Annotated in this window: 1 protein-coding gene; it reads left to right on the top strand. The window is 61.1% G+C overall.

Annotation, left to right across the window (positions count from 1 at the left end; all coding sequences use genetic code 11):
- Positions 1-120 precede the first annotated feature (120 nt).
- Positions 121-1,386, top strand: coding sequence for an IS256 family transposase (locus M0D64_RS44770; RefSeq protein ID WP_266262310.1), 1,266 nt, complete (start codon positions 121-123; stop codon positions 1,384-1,386).
- Positions 1,387-1,433 lie beyond the last annotated feature (47 nt).

Genomic DNA, 1,433 nt, shown 5'->3' with positions numbered 1-1,433 from the left:
GAGAGCTAAGCTCGAATCTGGTGTATGGGGGATCTGAGGCGGGAGATTGAAGGCGGTGGAGGTTTCAGCTGAGAATCTGATTGTCGAAGTCGGAAACCAGCAAACAACAAACCATCCACCATGAGCAAGTTTACGGAAAAAGAAGTCGTCGGTCTATCGGGAGCGGGTCTGGGTCTGGACGAGCTGGTCCGTCAGGGCGCGCGGCAGGTGATCCAGCAGGCAATCGAAGCAGAGCTGTCGGCGCTGCTGGAGCGGTTCGAGAACGTCAAGACCTTGCACGGACAGCGTGCCGTGGTGCGCAATGGCTATCTGCCGGAGCGCGAGGTGCTGACGGCGGCCGGCCCCATTGCGGTGAAGGTCCCGAAGGTTCGCGATCGATCAGGATCAGGTGTGAAGTTCAATTCATCGATTGTGCCGCCGTATGTGAGAAAGTCGCCGCGCGTGAGTGCCGCGCTGCCGTGGCTGTATCTGAAGGGCATTTCGACGGGCGATATGAGCGAGGCGCTGAGCGTGCTGCTGGGAGATGACGCCAAAGGCTTGTCGGCCAACGTCGTGAGCCGGCTGAAGGCGCAATGGGCCGATGAGCATGCCAGCTGGAGCCGGCGTGATCTGTCGAAGTCGCGCTACGTGTATTGGTGGGTCGACGGCATTCATACCGGCCTGCGTAGTGAGAACTCGGACGGCCAGTGCCTGCTGGTGATCATCGGCGTGAGGCCGGATGGGCGCAAGGAGCGCGTGGCGATCGGCGACGGGTATCGTGAGTCGAAGGCGTCCTGGCAGGAGCTACTGCTCGATCTGAAATCGCGTGGCTTGCAGGTCGGACCACTCCTGGCAGTCGGGGACGGCGCAATGGGCTTCTGGGCTGCGCTGGAAGAAGTGTTTCCGGCGACACGTGGCCAGCGCTGCTGGTTTCACAAGATGGGCAACGTGCTCAACGCGCTGCCGAAGTCGCAACAGGGGCGCGCGAAGGCAGATCTGCAGGCGATCTGGATGGCCGCGACGCGCGCCGAGGCATACGCCGCGTTCGATCGTTTCGTGACGGTCTACGCAGCGAAATATCCAAAGGCGACTGAGACGCTGAAGAAAGACCGGGAGAGTCTGCTGGCGTTTTACGACTTCCCGGCCGAGCACTGGCAGCATTTGCGCACGACGAATGCAATTGAGTCGACGTTCGCGACCGTGCGCCACCGAACGACCCGCACGCGCAACTGCGTGTCGCGACCAACCTTCCTTGGTCTGGCATTCAAGCTGATCGAGGAAGCCGAGAAAACCTGGCGCCGCATCAACGGCCCCGAACAGATCAAGCTGTTGCTGGAGGGCATTGCCTTCAGGGACGGCGAACCGGTGCAAGGCGATCAACCGGTTCAGCAGAAACTCGCCGCCTGAAGTCGAACGCTATCAAGCTGCCCATACACCACTCTTGACGTTAGCTC

This window comes from Paraburkholderia sp. WS6, assembly GCF_030464835.1.
In the GTDB taxonomy this organism is placed as follows: Bacteria; Pseudomonadota; Gammaproteobacteria; order Burkholderiales; family Burkholderiaceae; genus Paraburkholderia; species Paraburkholderia madseniana.
The sequence above is the reverse complement of the archived record's forward strand: the minus strand, read 5'-3'. Positions and strand labels throughout refer to the sequence as shown.